We start from the raw sequence: 23,517 nt of genomic DNA, 5'->3' as shown, positions 1-23,517 counted from the left end.
TTCGGGCCGATGCTCTAAGCCGCAAGCTCCCGGAAACGCCGCATGGGCATGTCCGCCGGCGGCCGGAAGGCGGCGAGCGCCGCATGCTCGACCGGCCGCGGCGCCACGACGGGGTCGAGCCGCGCCAACTCGTCATCGACGAAGCCGGGATGGCACATCACCAGATGCGCAGGCCCCGGCGCGATCAGGAAACGGCGCAGATCGGCGGCGAAATCGCGCGCCGGATCGAAAGGCGCGACGCCGGAGAAGCCGCGATTGACGCGCAGCTCCCGGCGCAGCGCGGCCGCGCGGAAGCCGGTCGCGAGCCCGGCGATCACCAGCGCCTTGCCCACCGCCACGCCACGCTCCCGAATCGCCGATATCGTGTCGGCCGGATCGCGCACATAGACCGACCCGGCCGGATAGCGCCGCGCCAGCGCATCGAGCACCGCGCGCCGCACGCCGGGCAGGACATGGACATGCTGATGCCCGTCGACGAAATCGGGCGGGCGCCCCATCGCATCCTCGAAGGCATCGAGCTGGCGCCCGAACTCGGCCGCGATCTCGCGCCGGACGGCCGGCGAGATCGCCGCGGCCCGCGCCACGACGCCCAGCGCCTGGAATTCTCCGCCCGGCGCCAGCCGCGGCATCGTGCCGAGCGGGGCGGCGCAGGTCAGGTTGACATGCAGGCCGAGATCGGCGGCTTCCGCAAAAGCGCCGAGTTCCGGTGCCAATCTGCGCCAGTGTGGCCGGTTGGTCATCGCGCCGGTGGCGGAGAGCCTGCCACGGCCGAGGAGCTCCAGGATCGAACGGCTGACGCCTTCGGTCATGGCGAAATCATCGGCGCAGAGAACAAAGCCGTTCGCCATCGCTCCTGGTGTTCCTCCTTCGGCCGCAAGGCGCCGTCGGATGCGGGCTTGTCGGCCGGCAAGCTTTACGGTTCTGTGCGTCGCGCGTCACCCCGTCGACAGACGCGTCATGAAAGGTCGTTCGTGTCGGACATCGCGTCCCCGCCGCTTCAGCGCACGCCCCGGGTCTCCCGCTGGCCGGAGCTCTCCATCGTCGTGCCCGTCCACAACGAGGCCGACAATCTGCGCCCGCTCGTCGAGCGGCTGCGGGCCGTGCTGACGGAGGCGGTCGCCTCCTGGGAGATCGTCTTCGTCGACGACGGCAGCCAGGACGCGACATTGGCGACCATCCGCGAGCTCTACGCCACCGATCCGCGGATCAACGCCGTCTCCTTCAGCCGCAATTTCGGCAAGGAGATCGCCATCGCCGCCGGGCTTGACCATGCCTATGGCGATGCGGTCGTCATCATGGACGCCGATCTGCAGCACCCGCCCGAGGTCATTCCCGCCTTTCTGGAGAAGTGGCGCGAGGGCTATCTCAACGTCTATGGCCAGCGCGTCGACCGCGAGAGCGAGACCCGGCTGAAGCGCAATTTCGCCAAGGCCTTCTACCGCATCTTCTCGCAGTTCGGCGAAACCGACCTGCCGGAAGGCGCCGGCGATTTCCGCCTGCTCGACCGCAAGGCGGTCGATGCGCTGCGGGCGCTGCCGGAACGGGCACGCTTCTCCAAGGGGCTCTATGCCTGGGTCGGCTTCCGCTCCGTCGGCGTGCCTTTCCAGGTCGCCGAGCGCGAGCATGGGCAGTCGAAGTTCCGCTACCGGAAGCTGTTCTCCTTCGCCTTCGACGGGCTCTCCTCCTTCTCGACCGTGCCGCTCAAGATCGCGACCTGGTCGGGCGCCATCATCGCCTGCATCGCGACGCTGTCGGCGCTCTATTTCATGCTGCGCACGCTGATCTACGGGACGGACCTTCCCGGCTTCCCGTCGCTGATCGTCTCGATCATGTTCTTCTCGGGCATCCAGCTCGTCTCGCTCGGCATGATCGGCGAATATGTCGGCCGCATCTTCGCCGAGGTGAAGCGCCGGCCGCTCTACCTCATCGGCGAGCGTGTCGGCTTCGAGGCGCGCACCGTCGACCACCCGCGCGGCGACGCCCTGCCGCCGCTGATCCGCTAGGATTTTCATGCTCCGGAACATCCTGTCGGTCGGCGGCTATACGCTGATCTCGCGCCTGACTGGCTTCGCGCGCGACATCATGCTCGCGGCCGTGCTCGGTGCCGGCGCCACCATGGACGCCTTCTCGGTGGCGCTGCGCCTGCCGAATCATTTCCGCGCCATCTTCGGCGAGGGCGCCTTCAACCAGGCCTATGTGCCGGCCTATGCCCATGTCGCGGAGAAGCAGGGGCAGCAGGCTGCGAATCTCTTCGCCGACCGGCTCTTCACCGTGCTGTTCCTGATCCAGGTCGTGCTGCTGGCGCTGGCCCTGCCATTGATGCCCTGGCTGGTGACGCTGCTGGCGCCCGGCTTCAAGGAAGACCCGGCCACCTTCGCGCTCGCCGTCGCGCTGACGCGGATCACCTTCCCCTATCTGCTCTTCGTGACCATGGTCACCTTCCTCGGCGCGACGCTGAACGCGGTCGACCGTTTCTCGGCCTTCGCCGCTGCGCCGATCCTGCTCAATATCGGCGTCATGGCGGCGCTCGCCGTGCCCTTCCTGTTTCCGGGCGCGGCCTATGCCGCCGCCTGGGGCGTCGCGATCTCCGGGCTGGCGCAATGGGTGCTGCTCTATGTGGCGGCCAAGCGCGCGGGCGTCTCCAGCAAGCTGGTCAGGCCGCATATGGATCTCGGCGTCCGGCGCTTCCTGAAGGCCTTCGGGCCGGCGGTGATCGGCTCAGCCGGCGTGCAGATCGCGATCTTCGCCGACACGATCATCGCCTCGCTCTTGCCGCGCGGCGCCTATTCGGCCCTTTACTATGCCGAGCGGCTCTACCAGCTCCCGCTCGGGCTGATCGCCATCGCGGTCGGCACGGTCGCATTGTCGGCGATGAGCCGGCAGGTCGCGCGCGGGGACGAGGCCGGCGCCAACCGCTCGCAGAACCGCGCCGTCGCGATCTCGCTCGTCGCCAGCGCTCCTTTCGTCGCCGCCTTCATCGCGATTCCGGACCTGATCGTGGCGGGGCTGTTCCAGCGCGGTGCCTTCGATGCCGAAGCGAGCCGGGCGGCCGGCACCGTGCTCTTCGCCTATTCCCTCGGCCTGCCGGCAATCGTGATGATCCGCACCCAGGTCTCGGCCTTCCAGGCGCGCGGCGACACCAGGACGCCGATGCTGGTCGCGCTCGCGGCCATCGCCTGCAATCTCACGCTCAAGCTGTTCCTGTGGCGCGACTGGGGCGCTCCGGGCCTCGCCCTCGCCACCGCCGCCGGCGCCTGGGTCAATCTGCTGACGCTGTTCGTGCTGGCGCGGCGGCGCGGCTGGACCGAGCCGGACCGGCGCCTGCCGGGCTTTGTCGCGATCGTCGGCGTGGCCACCATCGCCGCCGGCCTTCTGGCCTGGTGGTTCGCCTCTCCGGCCCAGGCATGGACAGCGTCCCTGCCGCAGCCGCTGCTGATGGCGGTGCTGCTGCTGTCCACAGCCGCGGGCCTGCTCTATGTCGCCATCGCCGGCATCGGGCTGAAGATGACGGGGCTGCTCAGGCTGCTGCGCTGAATTCTCAGCCGAGGAAGCGCCCTGCCCCGCCGAGCAGCGCAGCGGCCTCCTCGACCATCCGCTCGACGATCTCGCCGGCTGACGGCACATCGGCGATCAGCCCCGCCGCTTCGCCGAAGATCACGGCCGCCTTGTCGGGGTCTCCGGCCATGAAGGCCTCGCGATAGGCCGTAGCCTCTGTCGCGATCGCGGCCTTCAGCTCGTGATCGCGCCCGGCCCATTGCGCGATGAAGGCATTGTCCGCGACGCGGATGTCGAAGGGCTTCGGCCAGTCGAGCTGGCGGGCGATATCGGGCAACGAGGAGCGCACCGTCCCATCGCCGGTGGCAGCGACGGCGGCGGCATGGTGGCGCTCATGCACCAGCGCCTCGCGACTCGCCCAGAAGCGGGTGCCGACGAGCACGCCGTCCGCGCCCAGCATCAGCGCGGCGGCGAGCCCGCGCCCATCGGCGATGCCGCCTGCGGCGAGAAGCAGCGTCTGCGGGCTCTCGCGGGCAATGAGATCGGCCGCTTCGGGCACGAAAGGCAAGGTCGCGCGGCGTGCGCCATGGCCGCCGGCCTCGGCGCCTTGCGCGACGATGATCGCGGCCCCGGCCTCCAGACCCTGCCGGACATGCTGCAATGACTGGCACTGGCAGATCAGCGACACGCCTGCCGCCGCGATCTCGGCGGCGAAGGGGCGCGGATCGCCGAAGGACAGCATCAGGACGGCAGGCTTATGCGCCAGCGCCTGCGTCAACAGCTCCGGCCGCTTCGCCATTGACCAGGTGATGAAGCCGCAGCCGGTCTGGGTGTTGCCGGCGGCGGCGAATTGCTGATCGAGCCACGTAGCATCGCCATAGCCGCCGCCGATCAGGCCAAGCCCGCCCGCTCGCGTCACGGCGGCGGCGAGCGCCCCGCCGCCCGCCAGCGCCATCGGCGCCGACAGGATCGGGTGAGCGATGCCGAGCCGCTCGGTCAGCCGCGTGGCGAGGCGCGCCATGGCCAGTTCCTATGGGCCTCAGGCGGCCTTCGCCTTGCTGTGCGCGAAGTCCATGTAGAGCTCGCGCGCCTTGCGGAAGAGCGGGCCGGGCTGGAGCACGCGGTCGTCGATGCGGATCACCGGCATGCATTTCGAGTAGTTGCCGGAGATGAAGATCTCGTCGGCCGTCTCGAAATCCTCGTAGCGCAGGCTGCACTCCTCGACCGGCACGCCGTTCTCACGCAGCAGCCTGATGACGCGCTGGCGGGTGATGCCGTTCAGGAAGGTGCCGTTCGGGACCGGCGTCTTCACCACGCCGTCCTTGGCGAGGAAGATGTTGGAGGTCGCCGTCTCCGCGACATGGCCGAGCATGTCGAGCACCAGCGCGTTGTCGAAGCCGGCGGCCTTGGCGGCCTTCAGGATGCGGGCATTGTTCGGATAGAGGCAGCCGGCCTTGGAATCGGTCGGGGCAGTCTCGAAGGTCGGGCGACGATAGATGCCCTTGGTGACGGAGAAGCCATTCGTCGGCTGCGGCATCGCCGCCTCGAACAGGCAGAGCGCGAACTGGGTCGAATCCGGATCGGGCATGATGGTCGAGGGGCCATCGGCCTCGGCCCAGTACATCGGCTTGACGTAGAGCGCCGTGCCGGGAGCGAATTTCTTCGCGCCCTCATACATCTTCTCGACGATGAAATCCGGGGTCACGGTGGGCTCGAGGCCGAGCGCCACGGCGGAGCGGTTCACGCGCGCGGCGTGCAGGTCGATGTCGGGGGCGACGCCGTCGAAATAGCGGCCGCCATCAAAGACGGAGGAGGACTGCCAGAGAGCATGGCTGCGGGGGCCGACGAGGCCGGGGTTGCCCTCATGCCAGGCTCCGTCGAACCAGGTCCAGGTCTGAGAATACCATGCCATGACGGCGCTCCGTTTCAGTCGTTTTTGCTAAGCCGCACCGTCCTCCCGCCGCCACGCGCCGTCAACAGCCAGCCGGACATGGCGCGATGACGGGATGTGATGGAAGCCATCGGGCGGGGTGATGGGTCAGGTCTTGGTTTGCCGCATTGTCTTCACGCGAACCGGTGTCCACTTCGCTCGAAAATGCTCTAGAAGCCGAAGAACCGCGCCGCCGAGATCATCGCCATGCCGGTGAGCAGCGCGACGAGTTCGCTGCGGGTCACGAACATCGCGCCGATGGCGGCGAGCAGCGCCACGGCCGCGGCGAGGCCGAGCCGCTCGATCAAAGGCAGCACGGTCGCGACCACGATCGAGCCGGGCAGCGCGGCAAGGCCGCGCCGGACATGCGGCGTCAGCGGCACGAAGCTCATCAGCACCACCCCTGCCAGCCGGCAGAGATAGGTCGCCACCGCCATGGCGCCGATGGCGATGAAGGCGCCCCAGGGGCCGGGATCAGACAGCGTCATCGCGGAACGCCCCCGTGACGGCGCCAGCGAGGGAGCCGGCGATGATGAAGGCGTAGCCGTCGACGAGCTTTGCCGTCAGCAGGGCGACCATACCGGCGACGACCCAGGGAACGGCAGCGCGCCGGCCGCGCCAGAGCGGCACGATCATCGCCGCGAAGAAGATCGGCATGACGAGGTCGATGCCGTAACGGCGCGGATCGGAGACTAGGGCGCCCAGCATATGGCCGGGAACCGTGGCGAGAACCCAGACGACCCAGAGCCCGAGGCCCGCCCCGACCACAACGCCGAGATCACGCCCGCCCTCGGCCTGGTAGCGCGTGCCGATCAGCCAGTTCGCATCGGTGAAGAAGAACAGGTGGAAGGCGTTCAGCCCCTTGGGATAGCGCGCGAACCAGGGCTGCAGCGAGGCCCCCTGCAGGATCGAGCGGGCATTGACCGTGGCGGTGACCACGGCCAGCCCGACAATGGCGCCCCAGCTCCATTCCGGCCGCCACAGCTCCATCGCCACGAGCTGCGAGACGCCGCCATAGACCAGGGCGCTCATCAGCAGCGTCTCGACGAGGCTCATGCCCTTGGCCGAGGCGGCGGCGCCGAAGGCCACGGCGAAGACGACGATGCCCGGCAGCAGCACGGAAACCTTGCGCAGGCCGAGCAGCATGCCCTGTGCCGTGAAGGGAGCAACATTGCCCGCCAATGGCGGTTGGGTATCGTGTGACTGCATGGTCTTTCCAAAGGCCGAAGGCGCCGTCGGGTCAACGCATGCCGGCTGCACCTGCGCATGTGCCCCATGCAAGGCGGAGGCCGACGGGGCAGGACGCGGTCCGGATATCGGCCCGCGCGCGTGGTGACGGGATAAGCCGCATGCCATAGTCCGGCCCATGCATTGGCTCCGTTCGATCGAGGCGACCGCGCCCACCTACCCGGCCGTCTGGCTGGTTGCGACGCCGCAGCGGCCGCGCAACCTGACGGAGCGCTCGACACTCCGGCGCGAGACGGCACGGGCCATCCTGGCGCGGCAGCTCGGCCGCCCTGCGGCCGAAATCGCCATCGCTCATGATTCCGCCGGCCGGCCGCTGCTGCCGACGGCGCTGGAGACGGAGCTGCAGATCTCGCTTGCGACACGGGCGGGCGTCATCGCCATCGCGCTCGCGCAGGCACCCGTCGGGGTTGACGTGGAACGGGTCGATCCGGCCGGCGTCATTCCGCGCGAAGCCCTGCATCGCGATGAATGGCGGATGCTGGAGGAGAGCGAACCTTCGCTGCGCGCCCTCGCCTTCGCCCGGCTCTGGGCGGCGAAGGAGGCCTATGTGAAAGCGCTCGGAACCGGATTCGTCCGGCCGCCCGAAAGCTTCGCGATCTTACTCATCTCGCCCGAACGCTTCCGTGTCCACGATCCGCTGCGTGGCACGGCGGACGGCGCACTCGCCACCATCGAAAACGGCGGCCAGGAGATCCTGGCCGCCGCGGCGATCGTTCTGGATGGCGCCTGAAGCTCAGCCCGGCTGGTCGGCAGGCTTGCGCTTGAGAAGGTAGCCGACAGCGCAGACGAAGGCTGCGCCGACGACCGCCGCTCCGTAAAAGACCGTCTTGTTCGTCGCCAGCCCGACCGGATGCGTGTCGGACACCGGAACGGTCTGGACCCAGCTCGGAATGGCGGTCTGGAGCCATTGCAGCACGGCGATGTCGCTGACCAGCATCTCGCCGGCGATCCAGCCGAGCAGGCCGGCGCCGAACCAGACCAGGATCGGGAAGCGTTCGAGGACCTTCGAGAGCACGTTTGCGCCGAAGATGATCAGCGGGATGGTCAGCAGCAGGCCGAAGATGAAGAGCTCGAAATGGCCGCGCGCCGCCGCCGCGATGGCGAGCACGTTGTCGAGGCTCATCACCGCATCGGCGATGGCGATGGTGCGCACCGCCTTCCAGAGATTGTCGCTGGCCGCGATGTCGCTGTGCGCCTCTTCCTCGCCCTTGGCGAGCTTGATCGCGATCCAGAACAGCAGCAGCCCGCCGACGACCTTCAGGAAGGGGATGTTGAGCAGATAGGACACCACCACCGCGAAGAGGATGCGCAGGCCCACGGCGGCGCCGGCGCCGAGCAGGATGCCCAGCTTGCGCTGCTTCTCCGGCAGCGAGCGCACCGCCATCGCAATGACGATGGCGTTGTCGCCGGAGAGCAGGAGGTCGATCCAGATGATCTGGAGCAGCGACACCCAGAAGGTCGAAGATGAGAAATCCATGTGTCGGTCAGTCCTTCAAGCCGTTCCAGCAGAAGCGCGCAGCGGCACAGCAGCCGGAATTGCATCAAAACAAGGGGTTAGTGGGCCGGGTCCGGCCGGCGCGATTTGATGAGGTAGCCCAGTCCGAGCACGAGCAGCGCGCCGAGGATGGCGACGGGGTATTCGAGCTGGTGCAGCAGTTCCGCGCCGAAGCGGGTCACCAGCCAGGGGTCGCTGTCGAGCATCTCGCCCGCCACCCAGCCGAGCAGGCCCGCGCCGGCCCAGACCAGGATCGGGAAACGGGTCAAGAGATTGGTGATCAGCGAGGCGCCGACCACGATCAGCGGGATCGAGATGACGAGGCCGACGATCAGCAGCGGCATGGAATCGCGCGCCACGCCGGCGATGGCGAGGACATTGTCTAGGCTCATGACGACGTCGGCGATCGCGACCGTCTGCACGGCTTTCCAGAGCTTGCTGCTGGCGGCGATGGAATCCTCGTCCTGTCCCTCATCCTCGACGAGAAGCTTCACCGCGATCCAGATCAGCAAACCGGCGCCGACGATGCGCAGGAAGGGCATGCTCAGCAGGGACGCGATGACCACCGTGAAGGCGATCCGCAACACCACGGCCACCGCCGCGCCGAGCGCGATGCCCTTGGTGCGCTGCTCCGGCGCGAGCGCCCGGCAGGCCAGCGCGATCACGACGGCATTGTCACCGGAGAGGATGACATTGAGCAGGATGATCTCGAAGAGCTTGCCCCAGAGCAGGGGATCGCCCAGCGAAAACGACGTCAGATCCATGGTCGCGCGACTTTCTTCGTCTGCCCCGGCCGCTTCCGGCTTCGTTTGCCCCAATCGGCGCGGCCAGGGCCGCGCCGCCCTTGTCTTCGCTCAGCCGAGCGCCTGCTCGACCGCCTTGCCGGCAGCTTCGGTACCGAGCGAGCCGCCGAGATCACGTGTCCGCGTCCGCGCGTCGCCGAGCGCCCGCTCGATCGCCGCCTCGATGCCCTTGGCCGCCTCGTGCTCGCCGAGATGATCGAGCATCATCGCACCCGACCAGATCATGCCGACCGGGTTGGCGATGCCTTGCCCCGCAATGTCGGGCGCCGAGCCGTGGACCGGCTCGAACAGCGAGGGGTGATCGCCGGTCGGGTTGATGTTGCCCGACGGCGCGATGCCGATGGTGCCGGTGCAGGCCGGGCCGAGATCGGAAAGGATGTCGCCGAAGAGGTTCGAGGCGACGACCACGTCGAAGCGATCCGGGTTCAGCACGAAATGCGCGGTCAGGATGTCGATATGGTACTGGTCGACGGCGACGCCCGGATAGTTCTTGGCCATCTCCTTCACCCGCTCGTCCCAGTAGGGCATGGTGATCGAGATGCCGTTGGACTTGGTGGCCGAGGTCAGCTTCTTCCGGGGGCGACGCTGGGCAAGCTCGAAAGCGTATTTCAGCACGCGGTCGACGCCAACACGGCTCATCACCGTCTCCTGGATGACGATCTCGCGCTCGGTGCCGGCATACATGCGCCCGCCGACCGAGGAATACTCGCCCTCGGTATTCTCGCGCACGACGAAGAAGTCGATGTCGCCCGGCTTGCGGCCCACGAGCGGGCCCGGAACGCCCGGCATCAGGCGGACGGGGCGCAGATTGACGTATTGGTCGAACTCGCGCCGGAACAGCAGCAGCGAGCCCCAGAGCGAGACGTGGTCCGGCACCTGCTGGGGCATGCCGACCGCGCCGAAATAGATCGCGTCGTGGCCGCCGATCCTGTCCTTCCAGTCGTCCGGCAGCATCTTGCCGTGCTTGGCGTAGTAGTCGCAGGAGGAGAAGTCGAACTCGTCGAGACGCAGCTCGAAACCGAACTTCTTCGACGCCGCCTCCAGCACGCGCAGCCCCTCGGGCATGACCTCCTTGCCGATGCCGTCGCCGGGGATGACGGCGATACGATAGACGCGATTGGTCCCGGTCATGCTGCTTCTCCGAAGAAGGCCTGGAACTCCGCGGCGACGAGGTCGGGGACCTCCTCCGCGAGATAGTGGCCGCCCGGCAGGGCATGGCCGCGCACATCCTGCGCACGCTCGCGCCACAAGGCGAGAGGGTCGAAGCATTTGCCGATGATGCCGTTGGCGCCCCAGAGCGCGAGCAGCGGCTGGGTCAGCTTGCGGCTGCCATCCTCGTCGTCATGGCGGATGTCGATGGTCGCGGCGGCGCGATAATCCTCGCAGGAGCCGTGGATCGTCGCGGGATCGGCGAAGCAACGCAGGTAATGGGCGAGCGCTTCCGGCGCGAAGGGCGTCATCCCGGCCGAGCCGGAACCGCATTTCTTGCGCCAATAGGCTTCCGGATCCGCGCCGATCATCCGTTCCGGGAAGGGCGCGGGCTGGATCAGGAAGAACCAGTGCCAGTAGGCACGGGCGAAAGCGTCGGTGGTATTGGCATACATCTCCCGCGTCGGGGCGATGTCGAGCGTGGCGAGGCGGATGACGCGCTCGGCATGATCGAGCGCCAGGCGATGGGTGACGCGGGCGCCGCGATCATGCGCACCGACGAAGAAGCGCTCATGACCCAGCGCCGTCATCACATCGGCCATATCCTGCGCCATGGCGCGCTTGGAATAGGGCGCGTGCCCGGCGTCGGTCGGCGGCTTCTCGCTGTCGCCATAGCCACGCAGGTCGGCGCAGACGAGGGTGAAGTTGCCCCTCAACCGTTCGACCACCTTGTGCCAGAGCACATGGGTCTGCGGGTAGCCATGCAGCAGCAGGAGTGGCGGCCCCTCGCCGCCGGTGCGCACACGGATTCGCGCGCCCGATGTCGCGACGTCGAGCAGGCGGAAGCCGGGGAACAGATTGTCCGTGACGGGGCGTTCGGTCAGAGTCATCAGTCAGCGAAATTGCAACAATCCGGTGCCGATACTCCGAATGCGCAGGGTTTTCTGCCGCTGATTATTACATAATCATGGTCAATGGTCAGAGACTGTTGGCCCCGACGTCATTCTCGGGCGCCTCGGAGCGGGGACCCGAGAATCTCCTGCCGAAGAGAGCAGGTGAGCCTCATCCTGCGCGAGATGCTCGGGTCAAGCCCGAGCATGACGTGCGTTGGATGGCGGGCATCAGCCCCTGAGCGTCGCCCCGTAGCGCTTGGCCATCTCGGCGACGATCTTGCTGCCGACGGCCTCGATTTCCGCCTCGGTCAGCGTCTTCTCGACCGGCTGGAGCGTCACCGCCAGCGCGACCGACTTCTTGCCGGCCTCGACGCCTTGCCCCTCATAGAGATCGAAGACGCCGACATTGGCGATCAGCGCGCGGTCGGCGCCCTGCGCCGTCTTCATCATGTCGCCGGCCGCCACCGCCTTGTCGACGATGAAGGCGAAATCGCGCGTCACCGGCTGGAAATCCGACAGCGCGAGCTTCGGCTTGACCTTGGTCGGCTTGTATTTCGGCAACGGCAGCGCATCGAGATGGATCTCGAAGGCGACGAGCGGTCCCTTGGCGTCGAGCGCCTTGAGGATCTTGGGGTGAACCTCGCCGAAGGCGCCGATCACGCCCTTGGGGCCGAACTGGAGGGTCGCCGAGCGGCCGGGATGGGCCCAGCCGGGACCGCCCGCGACGATCTGCAAGCCGCCGGTCGGCACGCCGAGAGCGGAGAGCAGGCCGAGCGCATCGGCCTTGACGTCGAAAGCGTCGACGGCTTTGGCGCCGCCGTCCCAGTGGCGGCCGACACCGTCAAGCTTGGCCGTGCCGCGGCGCAGGCCGGTGGCGGCGATGAGCTGGCCTTCCGGTTCGTCGCTGAGGAAGATCTGGCCGACCTCGAACAGAGCGACATCCGGGAAGCCGCGATCGGCATTGTTCTGCGCGGCGCGGATCAGACCCGGCAGCAGCGAGGGGCGCATGTCAGAGAGATCGGCCGCGATCGGGTTGGCGAGCGCGAGCTTGCGCGAGCCGCCGCCGAAGAGCTTCGCCTGATCATGCGAGATGAAGGACCAGGTCACGGCCTCGACGAGGCCGCGCGCGGCCAGCGTGCGCTTGGCGGTGCGGGTGCGCTTCTGCAGCACGGTCAGGACGGGCTTGACGACCTCGCCCTTGATGCGCGGCAGCGGCGTCGAGATGACGCGGTCCAGGCCGGCGATGCGGACGATCTCCTCGACGAGATCGGCCTTGCCGCCGACATCGGCGCGCCAGGAGGGGGCTGCGACCTTGACCCGCTCGCCCGCCCCCGAGACGTGGAAGCCGAGCGAGGTGAGCGCCAGCTTCATCTCGACCTGCGGCAATTCGAGCCCGGTCAGGCGCTTCACCTCCGACCAGGGGAAGTCGATCGCGGCCGGGCTTTCCGGCAGTTCGCCGACGAATTCCATCTCGGAGGCCTCGCCACCGCAGAGCTCGATCACCAGCGCCGTCGCGAGGTCGAGGCCGGGCCGGGTGAAGTCGGGATCGACGCCGCGCTCGAAGCGATAGCGCGCATCCGAATTGATGCCGAGCGCGCGACCGGAGCGGGCGATGTTGAGCGGGTCCCAGAGCGCGCTCTCGATCAGCACGTCGGTGGTCGCCTCGCTGCTGCCCGAGGCCTCGCCGCCCATGATGCCGGCGAGCGACTCGACGCCGTGCTCGTCGGCGATCACGACCTGCTCGTCGGTCAGCGTATAGGTCTTGCCGTCGAGCGCGAGAATGGTCTCACCGGCCTTGGCGCGGCGGACGGTGAGGTTGCCCTTCACCTTGGCGGCGTCGAAGACATGCAGCGGCCGGTTGCGGTCGAGCGTCATGAAATTGGTGATGTCGACCAGCGCGTTGATGGGGCGCAGGCCTACGGCGCGCAGACGCGCCTGCAGCCAGTCCGGCGACGGGCCGTTCTTCACGCCCCGCACGAGGCGTAGCGCGAAGGCCGGGCAGAGCTTTTTGTCTTCCTCGGCGAAGTCGAGCGTGACCTTGACCGGGCACGGGAAGGAGCCGCGCACCGGCGGGATGGCTTGCGTCTTCAGCTTGCCGAGGCCGGCGGCGGCGAGGTCGCGGGCGATGCCGGCGACACCCAGCGCATCCGCCCGGTTCGGCGTCACCGCGATCTCGATCACGGCGTCGTCGAGCCCGGCATAGACGGCGTAGGGCTGGCCGACCGGTGCATCGGCCGGCAGTTCGATGATGCCGTCATGGTCCTCGGAGAGTTCCAGCTCGGCTTCCGAAACCAGCATGCCGTTCGACTCGACGCCGCGGATGACGCCCTTGCCGAGCGTGATCTTCTTGCCGGGAATGTAACTGCCCGGCGGCGAGAACACGCCCTTCATGCCGGTGCGGGCGTTCGGCGCGCCGCAGACGACCTGCACGGGCTCGCCCGTGCCGGTGTCGACCATGCAGACGCGCAAGCGGTCGGCATTCGGGTGCTGCTTCGCCTCGATGACATAGGCGATGGTGAAGGCCGAGAGCGCGGCGGCGCGATCCTCGATCGCCTCGACCTCCAGGCCGATGCGGGTCAGGGCATCAGTGATCTCCGCAACGGAGGCGTCGGTGTCGAGATGCTCTTTGAGCCAGGAGATCGTGAACTTCATCGTCTTATCGGATCAGCTTTGCCGGATCAGTCGGAAATCTTCGCGCGCGCCGCCGAGAGCGCCGGCGCGGTGTCGTTGAGCTCGTTGGTGCCGTCGGTGCGGATCTTCATGGCGTTGCCACGCCAGCTCACCTCGCCGCCGACGAAGGCATAGGCCCAGATGCCGGGAAAGGCGATGTCGCGCACCAGCATGGCGAAGGGCGAGCGCCAGTTCAGGAACCAGCCGACACCGGCCGACAGAACGATATCGCCGAGATACCAGAGCACCAGCACGGCGAGCGGCCCGAGCCAGACCGGCAGGCCGTAGCCGAGGCAGGCGAAGGCAGCCAGCAGGACCGGCAGCAGCGGAGCCGAGAGAATCTCGATCGCGAAGAACGGCAGGAAAGTGACGCGGCGCAGACGGGCCCAGCGGAACTGGCGCTGCACCGCATCGGCGATGCGGCGCGGGCCCAGCGGCTGCTCGAAGGGCTGGCCGACGAGATGGACATGCTTGCCGGCGCTGCGCACGAGCTTGGTGGCGGCGGCATCCTCGGCGATCTCGGCGCCCAGCGCGGCGATGCCGCCGCGCGCGTCGAGGAAGGGCTTGTTCCAGAGCATCGACTTGCCCTGCGCGAAGCCCAGCCCCAGCGCCTCGCCGACATATTGCCAGCGCGCCTGGAAGGCGTTGAGGAAGGCACATTCGACCTCGGCCCCGAAGCTCTGCGGCCGCGAGCCTGCCGGCGTCGAGCAGACGAGGCCGGTTTCGGGCCGCCAGGCGGCCAGCATGCGCTGGATGTAGTCCTTCGGCATCAGCACGTTGGAATCGGCGAGGATGACCCAGTCGGTCGTCGCCGCCTCCCAGCCGCGCACGCAGTTGTTGAGCTTGGGATTGGCGCTGACGACGACGTCGCCGACGATCAGCTTGACCTTGTCGGCGCCGTAGCGTGCGATCATCTCCTCGATCAGCGGAACGATCGGGTCGTCGCCATCGGCAACGCAGAAGATGGTGCTGTAGCTGGGGTAGTCGAGCTCGAGCCCGGAGACGGCCGTCTCGCGGCTGAAGGCCTCGATGCCGCGCACCGGCCTGACGATGGTGACCGGCGGCAGGTCCGCGAGCACGGCCGAGCGCTGCAGAGGCCGGCGCAGCCGCCAGAGCGCGATGGCCTGGCCTGCCAGGTTCACCGCGACCAGCAGCACGGCCAGTCCAGCCGCCCAGCCCGCAGCCGTCATCGCGCCCTCCCCTGCCCGGCCCGCATCGTCATGAGGAGAGGCCGCCCGTCAGCGTCGGCAGGTCGAGCGGGCGGAAGCCATAATGCGCGAGCCAGCGCACATCCGCCTCGAAGAAGGGGCGCAGATCGGGCATGCCGTATTTCAGCATGGCGATGCGGTCGATGCCCATGCCCCAGGCGAAGCCCTGATAGATGTCCGGATCGAGCCCGCAATTCTTCAGCACGTTCGGATGGACCATGCCGCAGCCGAGGATCTCCAGCCAGTCGTCGCCCTCGCCGAAGCGGATCTCGCCGCCCTTGCGCGAGCACTGGATGTCGACCTCCATCGAAGGCTCGGTGAAGGGGAAGAAGGATGGGCGGAAGCGCATCTTGACGTCGTCGATCTCGAAGAACGCCTTGCAGAACTCCTCGAGCACCCACTTGAGGTGGCCGAGATTGGCCTTCTTGTCGATGACGAGCCCCTCGACCTGATGGAACATCGGGGTGTGGGTCTGGTCGGAATCGTTGCGATAGGTGCGGCCCGGGCAGATCACGCGGATCGGCGGCTCCTGCGCCAGCATGGTGCGCACCTGCACCGGCGAGGTGTGGGTGCGCAAAAGTTTGCGCTCGCCATTCGCATCCGGCGCGAAGAAGAAGGTGTCGTGCATCTCGCGGGCGGGATGGCCGACCGGAAAGTTCAGCTTGGTGAAGTTGAGATCGTCGGTCTCGACATCCGGCCCCTCGGCGATGGCGAAGCCCATATCGCCGAAGATCGCGGTGATCTCGTCGATGACCTGGCTGATCGGATGGATGCGTCCGCGCGCCTCCGGGCCGTCCTGGACCGGCAGCGAGACGTCGACCCGCTCTGAGCTGAGCCGCGCATCCAGCGCCGCCTCGCCGAGTGCTTCCTTGCGCGTCGCGATCGCGCCCTGGACACGATCGCGCAGGCCGTTGATCAGCGGGCCCTTCTCCTTGCGCTCCTCCGGCGTCATCGCGCCCAGCGTCTTGAGCAGCGCCGAGATCGAGCCCGACTTGCCGAGCGCCGCGATACGCAGCTCCTCGATAGCCGCCTCGTCGGCGGCAGAATCGATCGCGCCGAGGAGGTCGCGTTCCAGAGTGGCGATATCGGTCATGAACGGGTCGCAACGTGTTGAAGGCGTGGGGACGGCGCGTTCTAGCGGGAACGGCCAGCATATGCCAGAGCGAAGCGGTGCATCGCCACAGGGCGATGCACGCCATGCCGAAGCAGGACACGCTTTCATGCCCGACAGCACCGCCCAGAAGGAATCCCCCTCCTACCGGCTCGCGGCCCTCGATCCCGATTTTCTCCTCGGCGATTCGATGCGCGGCGCCCGCTTCATGCTGGAATACCAGAAAGCGGAAGATCTGCTGCGGGCGCGCGGCATCGTCTCGACCATCGTCGTCTTCGGCTCGGCGCGGGTGCGGGAGGGCAATCGCTGGTACGAGGCGGCACGCGAGTTCGCCTGCATCGCCTCCGAGCGCGGCGGGGCGCTGGCGCCCAAGGATGCCGGCCGCAACCACGTCATCGCCACCGGCGGCGGCCCCGGCATCATGGAAGCGGCCAATCGCGGCGCGACCGAAGCCGGCGCCCTCTCGATCGGCTTCAACATTACCCTGCCGCATGAGCAGGAGCCCAACGCCTGGTCGACGCCGGATTTGACCTTCCGCTTCCACTATTTCGCGATGCGCAAGATGCATCTGGCGATGCGGGCCGCCGCGCTGGTGGTGTTTCCCGGCGGATTCGGCACGCTCGACGAATTGTTCGAGATCATGACGCTGGTGCAGACGGGAAAGATGGGCCGCGTGCCGATCGTGCTGTTCGACTCGGCGTACTGGAAGGGGCTGCTCAACCTCGACACGATGGCGCAGGCCGGCTTCATCCGCCCGGAGGACCTGAAGCTGTTCGCTTATGCCGACACGCCGGAAGCGGCCTATCAGTGCATCGTCGACGGCGCGGGCGACGGTTGGACCTCGCCGGGGAATGGCAGCGTACAGACGTAACGGGAGCCGTCATGCTCGGGCTTGACCCGGGCATCTCTCGCCGGAGAGGCCGCTCCGATGCCGCGCCTCCTCCCATCGGAGATTCTCGGGCCTCATCGCCATCACCAAAGAAAAAGGCCGGCGTTTCCGCCGGCCTTCTCCAAATCAGATCGGTCCGAACCGCTCAGGCGGCCTGGGCCTGCGCGCCCAGCGCGCCCTTGACGGTCTCGACCACGGCGGTGAAGGAGGCCGCGTCGTCGATCGCCATGGCGGAAAGGGTCTTGCGGTCGAGCTCGATGCCGGCCTTGATCAGGCCGCCGATGAAGACCGAATAGGTCAGGCCGTGCTCACGCACCGCAGCGTTGAGGCGCTGGATCCAGAGGGCGCGGAAAGAACGCTTCTTGTTCTTGCGGTCGCGATAGGCGAACTGCATCGAGCGATCGACGGCCGCCTTGGCGGCGCGGATCGTGTTCTTGCGGCGGCCATAGAAGCCCTTGGCGGCCTTGAATGTCTTCTTGTGCTTGGCGTGGGACGTTACGCCCCGTTTCACGCGAGCCATGTCATGATCTCCGGAGTATCAGGTGGCGTCAGCCGTTGGGGAGGAAGTACTTCTTCACGTTGGCCGCATCACCCTCGAACAGGGTGGTGGTGCCGCGGTGATTGCGGATCTGCTTGTTGGTCCGCTTGATCATCCCGTGACGCTTGCCGGCCTGGGCGTAGAGCACCTTGCCGGTACCGGTGATCTTGAACCGCTTTTTGGCGGCCGATTTGGTCTTCATCTTGGGCATTTCAGCTCCTATCGGTCATAAGGCCAGCGCGCCTTGCGGCGGCTCAAGCCAATGTCTTGCTTTCAGGAAGCAAAGCACGATCGCCACGGCAGCCCTTATCAGCCGGGCGATCGAAGGCCGCGCGTATCGCAGAAAAGAAGCCGGCTGGCAAGCGAAAAGCCGGCTTCTGGGGAAAACCGCGGGCAAAGCCCCGCCGAAACAGCGCGTGACACACCCGGAGCGGCGCGCCGCGATTTGGCGGGAGAACCTTACGGAAATCGGCTTCACACCTCCGTCGCAAAACTGGCAGATTGGCCCGCTGCCCTCGCCCAACCCGGAGATCCACCGTGAAACGCTTCCTGCTCAGCCTGGCCGCAGGCCTGGCCCTGACGGCCACGGCCGCCGCCCCTTCCCTCGCCCAGTCGACGCTCGAGAAGATCAAGGCGCGCGGCAACATCATCTGCGGCACCAGCGAGGGCGTGCCGGGCTTCTCGCTGCAGGACAAGAACGGAATCTGGGTCGGCTTCGACACCGATGTCTGCCGCGCGCTCGCGGCGGCGATCTTCAACGACCCGAACAAGGCGAGCTATCTCTCGCTGTCGAGCAAGAACCGCCTCGTCGCGCTGCAGGCCGGCGAGATCGACGTGCTCGCCCGCACCACGACATGGTCGCTCGGCCGCGACATCGGCCAGGGAGTCATCTTCACCACGGTTAACTATTACGACGGCCAGGGCTTCATCGTCAGAAAGAAGCTCGGCGTGAGCACCGTCAAGGATCTCAACGGCGCCTCGGTCTGCGTCGCGCAGGGCACGACCACGGAGCTGAACCTCGCCGATTACGGTCGCACCCACGGCATCAAGTTCGAGACCGTGGCGTTCGGCACGCTGGAAGACACGGTCCAGGCCTATGAGGCCGGCCGCTGCGACGCCTACACCACCGATCTCTCGGCGCTTGCCGGCACGCGCGGCAGGCTGAAGGACCCCGACGAGCATGTGCTGCTGCAGGAGGTCATCTCCAAGGAGCCGCTCGGTCCCTGGGTGCGCAAGAACGACCCGGCCTGGTTCGATCTCGTGCGCTGGACCGTGATCGCCACGATCAATGCCGAGGAGCTGGGCGTGACGCAGGCCAATGTCGAGGAACTGGCCAAGACCTCGCAGAACCCGGAAGTGCGCCGCATGCTCGGCGCCGAGGGCAAGTTCGGCGAAAGTCTCGGCCTGACCAATGATTGGGTCGTGCGCATCGTCAAGGCGGTCGGCAATTACGGCGAGAGCTTCGACCGGCATTTCGGCCCCAAGAGCAGCAACCCGCTGCCGCGCGGCGTCAACAAGCTGTGGACGCAGGGCGGCCTGCAATACGGCCCGCCGATCCGCTGAGCAGCGAGCGCGCGAAAGCGGCGGCCGGATCGCCTCCACGGGTCCTGTCGGACGCGGAAGGGTGATCCGGCTCTTGCTTCGATCGCGTTTTCTTCACGCGGGCCGGTGTCCGCTTCGTCCGAAAATGCCCGGGCGCGGCGAAGCCGGTTCCGCTCCCCCCGGCTGATGCGGTAAGATGGCGGCCGAGGTCCGGCGACAGCCCATGATCGACACGGCCGCGGTATCGAGCCGCCGCCCATGCTTCCGAAGGACAGGCCGGGCCGCTTCAGGGAGTAGCCCGATGACAACCTACATCATGCTGGCGAATTGGACCGACCAGGGCGCGCGCAACCTCACAGCGTCGCCGAGCCGGCTCGATGCGGCCAAACAGGCGCTCGCCGAGATGGGCGGCGCGTTCAAGGCATTCTTCATGACCATGGGTCGATACGACATGGTCATCGTCTGCGAGGCGCCGGATGACGCCGTGCAGGCTCGCTTCTGCCTGCAGCTCGCCATGCTGGGCAATATCCGAACCGAGACGCTCAAGGCGTTTCCGGAAGGAGCCTATCGCGAGATCATCCGCTCGGTGAGCTGACGCAAAAACCCTGGGGGCGCCCCAGAACGAAAAAGCGCGCCCGAAGGCGCGCTCTTTCCGGAAACCGGTTGGGCTCGCGCTTATCGCGGCGCGAGCACCATGACCATCTGGCGGCCTTCGAGCTGCCAGTCGCTCTCGACCTTGGCGATTTCGACGAGATCGGCCTTGACGCGCTCCAGCACCTTCACGCCGAGGTCCTGATGCGCCATCTCACGGCCGCGGAAGCGCAGGGTGACCTTCACCTTGTCGCCTTCCTCGAAGAAGCCGTGCATGGCCTTCATCTTCACGTCGTAATCGTGCTTGTCGATGCCGGGCCGGAGCTTGATCTCCTTGATCTCGATGGTGCGCTGCTTCTTGCGCGCCTCCGCGGCCTTCTTCTGCTCCAGGAAGCGGAAGCGACCGTAGTCGAGGATCTTGCAGACGGGCGGAACGGAGTTCGGGGCGATCTCGACCAGGTCGAGACCGGCATCCTCGGCGAGCTTCAGCGCATCGAAAAACGAGACCACGCCGCGATTGGCGCCGGTATCGTCGATGAGTTGGACTTCGCGAACTCCGCGGATGTCGCGGTTCGAGCGGGGACCTTCCTTGGTCGGGGTCGGGGCAGCGCGGTACGGACGACGAATGGGGTATTCTCCTGTATTTGGCGCGGCTCGCGCCGTTGATTCAGACACATTGCATAAAGACGCGCGTTGTCAATGCATGACGAAGCTGCGTCAGGCATCTCCTGCCGCAGAAGTCGGTCAGCGCCCCAGCAACGCGCAATAGACGTCGAGGGTTTCCGCGACCATCGCCTCCAGCGAGAAATGCCGCTCGACATGGACGCGGGCGCGACGCGCCAGAGCCTCCCGGGCCGACGGGCGCAGATCGAGCGCCTCGCGCAAGCCAGCCGCCAGAGCGGCGGCATCGTCCGGCGGAACATGCCAGCCGGTGCGCTCGGCCGGCGTGACCTGCGGCGGGGCGAGCACCGTCTCGGGCACGGCACCGAGATCGGAGACGACGACGGGCGTGCCCATCGCCTGCGCCTCGACCGCGACGCGGCCGAACGCCTCCGCGCTCGTCGAGGGCACCGCCACCACCGCCGCCGAAAGCATCGCCGCCGGCATGTCGCTGCAATGGCCGACACGTTTCACGCGGCCTTCCAGCCCGGCCTTGGCGATCAGGCCGTCAAGCTCCTTGACGTAGCTGTCGCGCCCCTGGGCATCGCCGGCGAGGATGAAGGCGGTGTCGGTATCGCCGCCGTCGCGCATGATACGGGCGGCTTCGATCAAAACGCGCTGGCCCTTCCAGCCGGTCAAGCGGCCGGGCAGCAGCACGATGCGCTGATGCGGCTCGACCCCCCAGGCCTTGCGCAGGGCCTGCACCCTGTCGGCGCTGACGGCGGCGGGCGCGAAGGCCGAGAAATTCGTGCCGCGGTTGACGACCCGCACCTTGTCGCGCGCAACCGGGTGCTTGTCCAGGATCAGCCCGGCCGTATAGGCGGAGTTCGCGATGACGACATCGCCGCGCGCCATCACCGAATTGTAGAGCGTCTTCACCGTGGAACGGCTGTTATAGGAGCCGTGATAGGTGGTGACGAAGGGCAGCTTCAGGATCTTCGCGGCGGCGAGCGCGACCCAGGCCGGCGCCCGCGAGCGGGCATGGATGAGCTCGACCTCCTCCTCACGGCAAAGCTCGACCAGCTTGCGCACATTGAGCGCCATCGCGACCGGGTTCTTCGACGCCGCCGGGAAAGGCAGCCAGACGCCGCCCTTGGCCTGAAGCTCGGCGACGAGGCGCCCGCCCTCGGTCGCGACCAGCGCGCGGGCACCGACATCGGTCAGACCCTTGGCGATGTCGACGGCGGTACGCTCGGCCCCGCCAGCTTCGAGTTCCGGAATGATCTGCAGGATCGTGCGCCCGGCGAGCGGATGGGTCTCGGTCGAAGGCAGCGAAAGATGGGCACCCGGCTTGAAGGACATGCGCTCTTGATCTGGACTTTCATTCGTGCGGGCGAATATGCCCCTATCGGACGGTCGCCGCACCCATAATCGCCGCGGCACCGCGATTCGTCACAGGAGATTTGCCTTGGAGCGCCAGCCCCCGCAATGGCTCGAGGTCGGTAAAAGCTCAAGCCGTCGCCTCGCCTTCCTCCTGCAAGAGGGCGAAGGGGCACCGGTCGTCTGGCTCGGCGGCTTCCGCTCCGACATGCGCGCGACCAAGGCTGAGGCGCTCGCCGACTGGGCTCGCACAAACGGCCGGGCCTGCCTGCGCTTCGACTATGGCGGGCATGGCGAAAGCGACGGCGATTTCGGCGACTTCACCCTGTCGGACTGGCTCGGCGACGCCCTCGCCATGATCGAAAGCCAGTGTCGGCAGCGGCCGATCCTCGTCGGCTCCTCGATGGGTGGCTGGATCGCGCTGCTCGCGGCCCGCCGGTTGCTCGGCACGGCGCTCCAGCCCGCAGGTCTGGTGCTGATCGCGCCGGCTGTCGATTTCTCCGAGGAACTGATGTGGGCGCAGATGCCCGATTCGATCCGCCGGACGATCCTCGACGAGGGCGTCTGGCTCCGTCCGTCCGAGTATTCACCCGAACCGACGCCGATCACCCGGGCCCTGATCGAGGATGGCCGCCGGCATCTCATGTTCGGCGGCGAGATCAAGGCCGGTTGCCCGGTCCATATCCTGCAGGGAATGCGCGACCCGGACGTGCCCTGGCGGCAGGCGCTCAAGCTGGTGGAACATCTGAGCGGCGACCCGGTGGTGCTGACGCTGGTCAAAGACGGCGATCACCGCCTCTCGTCACCCGCCGACATCGCCCGGTTGCAGGCAGCGGTCGCCGGGGTGGCGACCGCCTCCTGAATTCAGCCAGCCGGCGTCAGTGGACGCTGACCATCTTGAGGTCATGCTCCCAGGCATTGGCCGTGGCGGCCTCGCGCGTATCGGTCACGAGGATCGGTGCCCCGTCGGCCGACAGCAGCGTATAGAGCTTGAGGCCGGACTCGATCTTCGGGGCCTGCGGGAAGATCCGCATCAGCTCGTCCGAAGTCATCGGCTTGACGTAGGCGACCTCACCTGTTCCGAGTGCCGCGAATTCAGCGGGGGTCAGCGGGTTGCTCTGGATCAAAATCCTGTCCTGTTTCATCGCGCCCTCCTTCAGAGCAGTGCGAATGCGGTTTCGATACTGCGCCTTCAATTATGAACAGATGCGTAAACCGCTGACGCACCCTTCAAAATCGGACGAACCCTCGTCCTCTACTCGCGGCTCACGATATCGATACGCCTGACGAGCCTCTCTGGTTCCGGTCTGGCCAGATCAATCGCGAGCAGACCGTTCGACAAATCCGCGCCGAGCACATGCATGCCATCAGCCAGCAGGAAGCTGCGCTGGAACTGGCGCGCCGCGATGCCACGGTGCAGGAACTGCCGGTTCTTGTCGTCGCCCTGGCGGCCGCGGATCGTGAGCTGGTTTTCCTCCAGCGTGATCTCAAGCTGCTCGCGCGCGAAGCCGGCGACCGCCAGCGTGATGCGCAGGCGATCCGGCTCCTCCTCCGTCCGGGGCAACCGCTCGATATTGTAGGGCGGATATCCCTCGCTGGCGCCTTTGGCGACGCGATCCAGCGCGCGCTCGATATCATCGAAACCGAGCAGGAACGGATGGGACAGACTAGGCGTACGCGTCATACAGAAGCCCTCGAAAGGCGCCTCATCAATCATCGGAACCCGCCACTGGCAGCATCCCGCGGGCGAAAGGCGAACCCTTCCGCTTGCGCTAGATATGGCGAAGAGCCGCCGCGGCTTCAAGGGGAGCCGGCGAAGCACAAGGCAGCGGCCAATACGCCTCTTGCCTTACCCGGCGCATGCGCTTTTATCGGCGAGCGCCACCGCAGCGCGCGGCTTCGCATCGCGAATGACAACCTGACACAAACTCAGGGTGAAATGCAGCGAGCCGCGACATCGGCATCAATTCTGCAG

The 23,517-nt window shown here is 67.3% G+C and carries 25 protein-coding genes; 7 read left to right on the top strand and 18 right to left on the bottom strand.

Going from position 1 to position 23,517, the window contains the following annotated elements:
• Nucleotides 1-14 precede the first annotated feature (14 nt).
• Nucleotides 15-848, bottom strand: a complete 834-nt coding sequence (locus tag GY40_RS09175; protein ID WP_038361091.1) for a ChbG/HpnK family deacetylase — start codon at nt 846-848, stop codon at nt 15-17.
• Between the two features lie 123 nt (nt 849-971).
• On the opposite strand from GY40_RS09175, the gene GY40_RS09170 reads away from it, so the two are divergent.
• Together GY40_RS09170 and murJ are read left to right on the top strand one after the other, a co-directional pair.
• Nucleotides 972-2,003, top strand: a complete 1,032-nt coding sequence (locus GY40_RS09170; protein WP_248311132.1) for a glycosyltransferase family 2 protein — start codon at nt 972-974, stop codon at nt 2,001-2,003.
• A gap of 7 nt (nt 2,004-2,010) precedes the next feature.
• Nucleotides 2,011-3,534 (top strand): murein biosynthesis integral membrane protein MurJ, encoded by a 1,524-nt coding sequence (gene murJ / locus GY40_RS09165; RefSeq protein WP_038361089.1) that lies wholly within the window; start codon nt 2,011-2,013, stop codon nt 3,532-3,534.
• Nucleotides 3,535-3,538: 4 nt separating this feature from the next.
• Here murJ and GY40_RS09160 read toward each other — a convergent pair whose 3' ends face one another.
• From GY40_RS09160 to GY40_RS09145, 4 genes are all read right to left on the bottom strand, one after another.
• Nucleotides 3,539-4,516: an NAD(P)H-dependent flavin oxidoreductase gene (locus GY40_RS09160; RefSeq protein ID WP_038361087.1), complete on the bottom strand. Its 978-nt coding sequence runs from the start codon at nt 4,514-4,516 to the stop codon at nt 3,539-3,541.
• An 18-nt stretch (nt 4,517-4,534) separates the two neighbouring features.
• Nucleotides 4,535-5,407 (bottom strand): branched-chain amino acid aminotransferase, encoded by an 873-nt coding sequence (locus tag GY40_RS09155; protein WP_038361085.1) that lies wholly within the window; start codon nt 5,405-5,407, stop codon nt 4,535-4,537.
• Nucleotides 5,408-5,595: 188 nt separating this feature from the next.
• On the bottom strand, nt 5,596-5,913 hold the full coding sequence (locus GY40_RS09150; RefSeq protein ID WP_038361083.1) for an AzlD family protein: 318 nt from the start codon (nt 5,911-5,913) through the stop codon (nt 5,596-5,598).
• Nucleotides 5,900-6,634 carry an AzlC family ABC transporter permease gene (locus GY40_RS09145; protein ID WP_051987709.1) on the bottom strand — a complete coding sequence of 245 codons (735 nt, stop codon included), beginning with the start codon at nt 6,632-6,634 and terminating at the stop codon, nt 5,900-5,902. Before GY40_RS09145 ends, GY40_RS09150 begins: the two co-directional genes overlap by 14 nt.
• A 157-nt stretch (nt 6,635-6,791) precedes the next feature.
• On the opposite strand from GY40_RS09145, the gene GY40_RS26535 reads away from it, so the two are divergent.
• The gene (locus tag GY40_RS26535) at nt 6,792-7,403 is read left to right on the top strand and encodes a 4'-phosphopantetheinyl transferase family protein (protein ID WP_051987708.1); all 612 of its coding nucleotides are present in this window, start codon (nt 6,792-6,794) and stop codon (nt 7,401-7,403) included.
• 3 nt (nt 7,404-7,406) lie between these two features.
• On the opposite strand, the gene GY40_RS09135 is transcribed toward GY40_RS26535, so the two are convergent.
• From GY40_RS09135 to pheS, 7 genes are all read right to left on the bottom strand, one after another.
• The gene (locus GY40_RS09135; protein ID WP_038361080.1) at nt 7,407-8,150 is read right to left on the bottom strand and encodes a TerC family protein; all 744 of its coding nucleotides are present in this window, start codon (nt 8,148-8,150) and stop codon (nt 7,407-7,409) included.
• A 77-nt stretch (nt 8,151-8,227) separates the two neighbouring features.
• Complete coding sequence (locus GY40_RS09130) at nt 8,228-8,932, bottom strand: TerC family protein (RefSeq protein WP_038361078.1); 705 nt, start codon at nt 8,930-8,932, stop codon at nt 8,228-8,230.
• Nucleotides 8,933-9,022: 90 nt separating this feature from the next.
• A complete protein-coding gene (locus GY40_RS09125) occupies nt 9,023-10,102 on the bottom strand; it encodes a tartrate dehydrogenase (RefSeq protein ID WP_038361075.1) in 1,080 nt (359 codons plus the stop codon).
• Nucleotides 10,099-11,010, bottom strand: a complete 912-nt coding sequence (locus GY40_RS09120) for an alpha/beta fold hydrolase (RefSeq protein ID WP_081925279.1) — start codon at nt 11,008-11,010, stop codon at nt 10,099-10,101. Before GY40_RS09120 ends, GY40_RS09125 begins: the two co-directional genes overlap by 4 nt.
• A 231-nt stretch (nt 11,011-11,241) precedes the next feature.
• On the bottom strand, nt 11,242-13,665 hold the full coding sequence (pheT, locus tag GY40_RS09115) for a phenylalanine--tRNA ligase subunit beta (RefSeq protein WP_038361073.1): 2,424 nt from the start codon (nt 13,663-13,665) through the stop codon (nt 11,242-11,244).
• A gap of 26 nt (nt 13,666-13,691) precedes the next feature.
• The gene (locus GY40_RS09110; RefSeq protein WP_038361070.1) at nt 13,692-14,873 is read right to left on the bottom strand and encodes a ceramide glucosyltransferase; all 1,182 of its coding nucleotides are present in this window, start codon (nt 14,871-14,873) and stop codon (nt 13,692-13,694) included.
• Between the two features lie 28 nt (nt 14,874-14,901).
• Nucleotides 14,902-15,984 (bottom strand): phenylalanine--tRNA ligase subunit alpha, encoded by a 1,083-nt coding sequence (gene pheS, locus GY40_RS09105; protein WP_038361067.1) that lies wholly within the window; start codon nt 15,982-15,984, stop codon nt 14,902-14,904.
• A 127-nt stretch (nt 15,985-16,111) separates the two neighbouring features.
• Between pheS and GY40_RS09100 the strand changes: the two genes are divergently transcribed.
• Nucleotides 16,112-16,873: an LOG family protein gene (locus GY40_RS09100; protein WP_051987707.1), complete on the top strand. Its 762-nt coding sequence runs from the start codon at nt 16,112-16,114 to the stop codon at nt 16,871-16,873.
• Between the two features lie 163 nt (nt 16,874-17,036).
• Here the strand turns inward: GY40_RS09100 and rplT are convergent, their stop codons facing one another.
• Nucleotides 17,037-17,411: a 50S ribosomal protein L20 gene (rplT, locus tag GY40_RS09095; protein ID WP_038361064.1), complete on the bottom strand. Its 375-nt coding sequence runs from the start codon at nt 17,409-17,411 to the stop codon at nt 17,037-17,039.
• 28 nt (nt 17,412-17,439) lie between these two features.
• Nucleotides 17,440-17,640, bottom strand: coding sequence for a 50S ribosomal protein L35 (gene rpmI / locus GY40_RS09090; RefSeq protein ID WP_038361062.1), 201 nt, complete (start codon nt 17,638-17,640; stop codon nt 17,440-17,442).
• A gap of 326 nt (nt 17,641-17,966) precedes the next feature.
• On the opposite strand from rpmI, the gene GY40_RS09085 reads away from it, so the two are divergent.
• Entirely contained in the window at nt 17,967-18,992 is a 1,026-nt protein-coding gene (locus tag GY40_RS09085) for an amino acid ABC transporter substrate-binding protein (protein WP_038361060.1), read from the top strand.
• 280 nt (nt 18,993-19,272) lie between these two features.
• The gene (locus tag GY40_RS09080; protein WP_038361058.1) at nt 19,273-19,566 is read left to right on the top strand and encodes a GYD domain-containing protein; all 294 of its coding nucleotides are present in this window, start codon (nt 19,273-19,275) and stop codon (nt 19,564-19,566) included.
• 80 nt (nt 19,567-19,646) lie between these two features.
• Here GY40_RS09080 and infC read toward each other — a convergent pair whose 3' ends face one another.
• A complete protein-coding gene (gene infC / locus GY40_RS09075; RefSeq protein ID WP_038362350.1) occupies nt 19,647-20,189 on the bottom strand; it encodes a translation initiation factor IF-3 in 543 nt (180 codons plus the stop codon).
• Nucleotides 20,190-20,306: 117 nt separating this feature from the next.
• Nucleotides 20,307-21,524, bottom strand: a complete 1,218-nt coding sequence (locus tag GY40_RS09070; RefSeq protein ID WP_051987706.1) for a glycosyltransferase family 4 protein — start codon at nt 21,522-21,524, stop codon at nt 20,307-20,309.
• 106 nt (nt 21,525-21,630) lie between these two features.
• Between GY40_RS09070 and GY40_RS09065 the strand changes: the two genes are divergently transcribed.
• Nucleotides 21,631-22,404, top strand: coding sequence for an alpha/beta hydrolase (locus GY40_RS09065; protein ID WP_038361056.1), 774 nt, complete (start codon nt 21,631-21,633; stop codon nt 22,402-22,404).
• Between the two features lie 16 nt (nt 22,405-22,420).
• On the opposite strand, the gene GY40_RS09060 is transcribed toward GY40_RS09065, so the two are convergent.
• On the bottom strand, nt 22,421-22,687 hold the full coding sequence (locus tag GY40_RS09060; RefSeq protein WP_038361053.1) for a BQ00720 family protein: 267 nt from the start codon (nt 22,685-22,687) through the stop codon (nt 22,421-22,423).
• 110 nt (nt 22,688-22,797) lie between these two features.
• Nucleotides 22,798-23,259, bottom strand: coding sequence for an Hsp20 family protein (locus GY40_RS09055; protein ID WP_248311131.1), 462 nt, complete (start codon nt 23,257-23,259; stop codon nt 22,798-22,800).
• Nucleotides 23,260-23,517: the final 258 nt, after the last annotated feature.

It is taken from the genome of Allobosea sp. UNC402CLCol (genome assembly GCF_000745475.1).
GTDB lineage: Bacteria > Pseudomonadota > Alphaproteobacteria > Rhizobiales > Beijerinckiaceae > Allobosea > Allobosea spartocytisi.
Note: the sequence above shows the minus strand (reverse complement) of the source record. Positions and strands in the feature narration are given on the sequence as shown.

Bases quoted from the DNA above. Each gene is read 5' to 3' on its own strand.
- GY40_RS09175 (WP_038361091.1), bottom strand. From the start codon at position 848: ATGGCGAACGGCTTTGTTCTCTGCGCCGATGATTTCGCCATGACCGAA.
- murJ (WP_038361089.1), top strand. From the start codon at position 2,011: ATGCTCCGGAACATCCTGTCGGTCGGCGGCTATACGCTGATCTCGCGC.
- GY40_RS09160 (WP_038361087.1), bottom strand. From the start codon at position 4,516: ATGGCGCGCCTCGCCACGCGGCTGACCGAGCGGCTCGGCATCGCTCAC.
- GY40_RS09155 (WP_038361085.1), bottom strand. From the start codon at position 5,407: ATGGCATGGTATTCTCAGACCTGGACCTGGTTCGACGGAGCCTGGCAT.
- GY40_RS09150 (WP_038361083.1), bottom strand. From the start codon at position 5,913: ATGACGCTGTCTGATCCCGGCCCCTGGGGCGCCTTCATCGCCATCGGC.
- GY40_RS09145 (WP_051987709.1), bottom strand. From the start codon at position 6,634: ATGCAGTCACACGATACCCAACCGCCATTGGCGGGCAATGTTGCTCCC.
- GY40_RS26535 (WP_051987708.1), top strand. From the start codon at position 6,792: ATGCATTGGCTCCGTTCGATCGAGGCGACCGCGCCCACCTACCCGGCC.
- GY40_RS09135 (WP_038361080.1), bottom strand. From the start codon at position 8,150: ATGGATTTCTCATCTTCGACCTTCTGGGTGTCGCTGCTCCAGATCATC.
- GY40_RS09130 (WP_038361078.1), bottom strand. From the start codon at position 8,932: ATGGATCTGACGTCGTTTTCGCTGGGCGATCCCCTGCTCTGGGGCAAG.
- GY40_RS09125 (WP_038361075.1), bottom strand. From the start codon at position 10,102: ATGACCGGGACCAATCGCGTCTATCGTATCGCCGTCATCCCCGGCGAC.
- GY40_RS09120 (WP_081925279.1), bottom strand. From the start codon at position 11,010: ATGACTCTGACCGAACGCCCCGTCACGGACAATCTGTTCCCCGGCTTC.
- pheT (WP_038361073.1), bottom strand. From the start codon at position 13,665: ATGAAGTTCACGATCTCCTGGCTCAAAGAGCATCTCGACACCGACGCC.
- GY40_RS09110 (WP_038361070.1), bottom strand. From the start codon at position 14,873: ATGACGGCTGCGGGCTGGGCGGCTGGACTGGCCGTGCTGCTGGTCGCG.
- pheS (WP_038361067.1), bottom strand. From the start codon at position 15,984: ATGACCGATATCGCCACTCTGGAACGCGACCTCCTCGGCGCGATCGAT.
- GY40_RS09100 (WP_051987707.1), top strand. From the start codon at position 16,112: ATGCCCGACAGCACCGCCCAGAAGGAATCCCCCTCCTACCGGCTCGCG.
- rplT (WP_038361064.1), bottom strand. From the start codon at position 17,411: ATGGCTCGCGTGAAACGGGGCGTAACGTCCCACGCCAAGCACAAGAAG.
- rpmI (WP_038361062.1), bottom strand. From the start codon at position 17,640: ATGCCCAAGATGAAGACCAAATCGGCCGCCAAAAAGCGGTTCAAGATC.
- GY40_RS09080 (WP_038361058.1), top strand. From the start codon at position 19,273: ATGACAACCTACATCATGCTGGCGAATTGGACCGACCAGGGCGCGCGC.
- GY40_RS09070 (WP_051987706.1), bottom strand. From the start codon at position 21,524: ATGTCCTTCAAGCCGGGTGCCCATCTTTCGCTGCCTTCGACCGAGACC.
- GY40_RS09060 (WP_038361053.1), bottom strand. From the start codon at position 22,687: ATGAAACAGGACAGGATTTTGATCCAGAGCAACCCGCTGACCCCCGCT.
- GY40_RS09055 (WP_248311131.1), bottom strand. From the start codon at position 23,259: ATGATTGATGAGGCGCCTTTCGAGGGCTTCTGTATGACGCGTACGCCT.